At 50.6% G+C, this 5,519-nt stretch carries 3 protein-coding genes; all 3 read left to right on the top strand.

All coding sequences use genetic code 11. The features are described 5' to 3' along the window. Positions 1–145 precede the first annotated feature (145 nt). Complete coding sequence (locus ACTHSW_RS10685; protein WP_049328591.1) at positions 146–2,230, top strand: transferrin-binding protein-like solute binding protein; 2,085 nt, start codon at positions 146–148, stop codon at positions 2,228–2,230. Beyond that, complete coding sequence (locus ACTHSW_RS10680; protein ID WP_060975174.1) at positions 2,227–5,061, top strand: lactoferrin/transferrin family TonB-dependent receptor; 2,835 nt, start codon at positions 2,227–2,229, stop codon at positions 5,059–5,061. The genes ACTHSW_RS10685 and ACTHSW_RS10680 overlap by 4 nt, the downstream gene beginning before the upstream one ends. A 207-nt stretch (positions 5,062–5,268) precedes the next feature. Next, positions 5,269–5,519 (top strand): transposase (locus ACTHSW_RS10675; RefSeq protein ID WP_285071603.1); only part of this gene is annotated, 251 nt, incomplete at its 3' end.

Genomic DNA, 5,519 nt, shown 5'->3' with positions numbered 1-5,519 from the left:
TGATTGGTGGCGGAAACAGCCGAAAACCTGTGTTGGGGTTTCGACTGTTGTGGGAAGGGCTTTTTTGCCAAGGTCTCGGGTTGATATTATCTGTGCATATTAATATAATGATAATTATTATTAATCAAATAGAGGAAAAGTAGGGATGTGTAAACCGAATTATGGCGGCATTGTCTTGTTGCCCTTACTTTTGGCATCTTGTATCGGCGGCAATTTCGGCGTGCAGCCTGTTGTCGAATCAACGCCGACCGCGCAAACCCCGTCAGATTCCAAACCTTCCAAGCCTGAGGATATTCCTGCTCCGGCTCCTGCCAAACCTTCTATAGAAACCACGCCGGTCAACCAGCCCGCCGTCGGTGCGGCAATGCGGTTGCCAAGGCGGAATATTGCTTTTTATAACAAAGACGGTACGGAAATTCCCGATAAGCATCAGGCAGAGGAGTATCTGCCGCTTAAAGAGGAGGATATCCTGTTTTTAGACGGTACGCCGCAAGAACAGGTCGACAAACTTAAAAAGGAAATCAAAGGACGGCATCCTAATGCACAAATCTACACGTCCGATTCAAAAGATGCTGTGTATCAATATAAATATGTCCGGGCCGGATATGTTTATACTCAAACAGGAGAAGACGAAATCAAACAGAACTCAGGTGGTAAGCGGTTTACCCACCGGTTTGGTTATGACGGGTTTGTATATTATTCCGGAGAACATCCCTCCCAATCTTTACCGAGCGCGGGAACGGTGAAATATTCCGGTAACTGGCAATATATGACCGATGCCAAACGTCATCGGACAGGTCAGGCGGTTGCCAGTGAGAATTTGGGTTATAACACATATTATGGTAATAATATTGGTGCAACTTCTTATGCGGCTAGGGATGCCGACGACAGGGAAAAACATCCTGCCGAATATACGGTTAATTTCGACAAAAAAAACCTGGAAGGTAAGTTGATTAAAAATCAGTATGTGCAAAATAAGAATAATCCAGATGAACCTAAAAAGCCGCTGATCATTTACAACATTACTGCAAAATTGGACGGCAACCGCTTTATCGGCAGTGCCAAGGTCAATCCTGATTTAGCGGAAAAACATGCCGGTAAGGAGCATTTGTTTTTCCATGCCGATGCCGATCAGCGGCTTGAGGGCGGTTTTTTCGGCGATAACGGAGAAGAGCTTGCCGGACGGTTTATCAGCAACGACAAAAGCGTATTCGGCGTATTCGCAGGCAAACAAAATAGCTCCGTGCCGTCTGAAACGCATACCAAAATCTTGGATTCGCTGAAAATTGCCGCCGACGAAGCTGCCGATCCTAAGGCACGTCCGTTTATTGCCGAGCCTATGCCCGACTTTGCCCATCCTGACAAACTCCTTGTCGAAGGGCGTGAAATCTCCTTGGTCAAAGATACTCAAACCATCGTTCTTGCCGACGGCAGGAAAACGACAATCCGAACCTGCTGCGATTTTCTGAACTATGTGAAAATCGGACGGATGCAAACCGACCGTCCCGTCGTCAAACCGACTGCAACAGAGGACGAAGATTCCGATCATGAAGGCGCGGGACCTGATGATGAAAATGAAAGTTTAGAGCCTGAAGACGGTGAAGACGGTTTGGAAAATGATACCGATGACGGTCATGCTTCTTCCGAGTTGCCGGCAGAGGAAGATAACGGGGAAGCAAATACAGCAGGAAAAAATGAAGGAAACAACGCGGAAAGCGTAGGCACGGATGGAAAATCACCTGTCCAACCCGCTTCTGCATACAGGAATATCGACCTTTTCATAAAAGGTATCCGCACTTCCGAGGCAGACATCCCCAAAATTGGGAATGTCCACTATAGAGGTTCATGGGAAGCCCGTATCGGCGCGCCGATCCAATGGGATAACCATGCGGATAAAGCGGCAAAAGCCGAATTCGACGTTAACTTTGCCAACAAGTCCCTTTCCGGCACCCTGATGGAGAAAAATGGTGTAGAACCTGCCTTCTATATTGAAAACGGTATTATTGAGCACAACGGTTTCCATGCAGCAGCACGTACCCGTGATACAGGTATCGACCTGCTTGGCAGGGGTGCAACATCCTCCAAACCGTTTAAAGCCGAGAACCTTCATGTAACAGGGGGCTTTTACGGACCTCATGCATCGGAATTGGGCGGCAGCTTTGCCGAACCCCAACAAAAAATCGGTGTGGTATTTGGTGCGAAGAAAGATGACAAGGAGGCAACACGATGAACAGAAGGCATACATTCCCGCTTACCCTGACCGCCTTGGCCATTGCAGCCGCTTTCCCATCATATGCGGCAAACCCCGAAACGGCGGCATCTGATGCGGCGCAAAGTCAATCATTGAAGGAGATTACCGTCCGTGCCGCCAAAGTGGGACGGCGATCGAAAGAGGCGACCGGTTTGGGCAAAATCGTCAAAACGTCGGAAACGTTGAACAAAGAACAGGTACTCGGTATCCGCGACCTGACGCGCTACGATCCGGGCGTGGCCGTCGTCGAACAAGGTAACGGCGCGAGCGGCGGTTATTCGATACGGGGCGTGGATAAAAACCGTGTGGCGGTTTCGGTCGACGGTGTTGCCCAAATACAGGCGTTTACCGTGCAGGGTGCATTGAGCGGATACGGCGGACGCGGCGGCAGCGGTGCAATCAACGAAATCGAATATGAAAACGTCGGTACGGTAGAAATCGACAAAGGTGCCGGTTCTTCCGATCACGGCAGCGGTGCGCTCGGCGGAGCAGTCTCCCTCCGCACCAAAGAGGCGGCAGACCTGATTTCAGACGGCAAAAGTTGGGGGATACAGGCAAAAACCGCCTACGGCAGTAAAAACCGCCAATTTATGAAGTCGCTCGGCGCGGGTTTCAGTAAGGACGGTTGGGAAGGGCTGTTAATCCGAACCGAACGCCAAGGGCGGGAAACGCGCCCGCACGGCGATATTGCGGACGGGGTGGAATACGGCATAGACCGTTTGGACGCGTTCCGCCAGACATACGATATTCAGAGTCCGAATAAAAAGGCGGAATATTTCCTGGCGGAGGGCGAGAGTGAGCTCAAGCCTGTGGCAAAATTGGCGGGCAACGGGAAATATTTGAAAAACCAGCTCAACCGCTGGGTGGAAGAACGCCGTTCAAAAGGTCAGGCTTTAAACAGTGAAGAAGAAGCGATGGTGCGGGAGGCGCAGGCGCGCCACGAAAACCTGTCCGCCCAATCGTACACAGGCGGCGGCAGGATATTGCCCGATCCGATGGATTACCGCAGCGGTTCGTGGCTTGCCAAGCTGGGCTACCGCTTCGGCGGCAGGCATTATGTCGGCGGCGTGTTTGAGGATACCAAACAGCGTTACGACATCCGCGATATGACGGAAAAACAGTATTACGGTACGGACGAGGCGAAAAAGTTTAGCGACAAGAGCGGGGTGTACGACGGCAACGATTTCCGCGACGGCTTGTATTTTGTGCCGAATATAGAAGCGTGGGATAAAAACAAAGAAAAATGGGTCAAGGGCATAGGTTTGAAATATTCCCGCACCAAATTTATAGACGAACATCACCGCCGCCGCCGTATGGGTTTGCTGTACCGTTATGAAAACGAAGCGTATTCTGACAATTGGGCGGACAAGGCGGTGTTGTCGTTTGACAAACAGGGCGTGGCAACCGACAACAACACGCTGAAGCTGAATTGCGCCGTGTATCCTGCCGTGGACAAATCCTGCCGCGCGTCGGCAGACAAGCCGTATTCCTACGACAGCAGCGACCGTTTCCACTACCGCGAACAGCACAATGTTTTGAATGCCTCGTTTGAGAAGTCGCTGAAAAACAAATGGACGAAACACCATCTGACTTTGGGCTTCGGTTACGATGCTTCCAAAGCGATCTCCCGCCCCGAACAGCTTTCCCACAATGCGGCAAGGATTTCGGAATACTCGGATTACACCGATAAGGGAGACAAGTATCTTTTGGGTAAGCCCGAAGTCGTCGAAGGGTCGGTCTGCGGCTACATCGAAACCCTGCGTTCCCGCAAATGCGTGCCAAGAAAAATCAACGGCAGCAATATCCACATTTCTTTGAACGACCGTTTTTCAATCGGCAAATATTTCGATTTCAGCTTGGGCGGCAGGTACGACCGGCAAAACTTTACCACGTCGGAAGAACTCGTCCGCAGCGGGCGGTATGTTGACCGTTCGTGGAACAGCGGCATCGTGTTCAAACCGAACCGGCATTTTTCTTTGTCTTACCGCGCCTCCAGCGGCTTCAGAACGCCCTCCTTCCAAGAACTTTTCGGGATAGACATTTATCACGATTATCCGAAAGGCTGGCAGCGTCCTGCCCTGAAATCGGAAAAGGCAGCCAACCGCGAAATCGGTTTGCAGTGGAAGGGCGATTTCGGCTTTTTGGAAATCAGCAGCTTCCGCAACCGTTATACCGATATGATTGCCGTTGCCGATCAAAAAACCAAATTGCCGAATCAGGCAGGACAATTGACAGAGATTGATATACGCGATTATTACAATGCCCAAAATATGTCGCTCCAAGGCATCAACATCTTGGGAAAAATCGACTGGAACGGTGTGTATCACAAACTGCCCGAAGGTTTGTACACGACTTTGGCGTACAACCGTATCAAACCGAAATCGGTATCCAACCGGCCGGGACTGTCCCTCCGCAGCTATGCTTTGGATGCGGTACAGCCGTCGCGTTATGTTTTGGGGTTCGGATACGACCAGCCCGAGGGGAAATGGGGCGCAAACATTATGCTGACCTATTCCAAAGGGAAAAACCCTGATGAACTTGCTTATCTGGCAGGCGATCAAAAACGATATTCGGCAAAAAGAGCGTCGTCTGCTTGGTCGACGGCAGATGTTTCCGCCTATCTTAATCTGAAAAAACGGCTGACCTTGAGGGCGGCTATCTACAATATCGGCAACTACCGCTACGTTACTTGGGAATCCTTGCGCCAGACTGCGGAAAGCACGGCAAACCGGCACGGCGGCGACAGTAACTATGGAAGGTATGCCGCACCGGGCAGGAACTTCAGCCTCGCGCTTGAAATGAAGTTTTAAAGGAAATACCGTCTGAAAGCTTGATCTGCACCCCAAAAGTCGGACTAAACCGCCAACTGATTAAGGTGCAGGTTTTTTTTGAGGTTTAGGGTAACTTCTAAACCGTCATTCCGGGAATCTGGACATTCAATGCTAAGGCAGTTTGAGACCTTTACAAAATCCCCCAAAATCCCCTAAATTACCACCAAGACATTTAGGAGATTTTTCATGAGTACCTTCTTCCGGCAAACCGCACAAGCCATGATTGCCAAACACATCGACCGTTTCCCGCTATTGAAGTTGGATCAAGTGATTGACTGGCAACCGATCGAACAGTACCTGAACCGTCAAAGAATCCGTTACCTTCGAGACCACCGCGGTCGTCCCGCCTATCCACTGCTATCCATGTTCAAAGCCGTCCTGCTCGGACAATGGCACAGCCTCTCCGATCCCGAACTCGAACACAGCCTCATCACCCG

Source organism: Neisseria sp. P0008.S004, assembly GCF_051962755.1.
In the GTDB taxonomy this organism is placed as follows: domain Bacteria; phylum Pseudomonadota; class Gammaproteobacteria; order Burkholderiales; family Neisseriaceae; genus Neisseria; species Neisseria subflava_A.
Note: the sequence above shows the minus strand (reverse complement) of the source record. Positions and strands in the feature narration are given on the sequence as shown.

Excerpts from the sequence above, each read along its gene's own strand:
- ACTHSW_RS10680 (WP_060975174.1), top strand. The coding sequence starts at position 2,227 with ATGAACAGAAGGCATACATTCCCGCTTACCCTGACCGCCTTGGCCATT.
- ACTHSW_RS10685 (WP_049328591.1), top strand. The coding sequence starts at position 146 with ATGTGTAAACCGAATTATGGCGGCATTGTCTTGTTGCCCTTACTTTTG.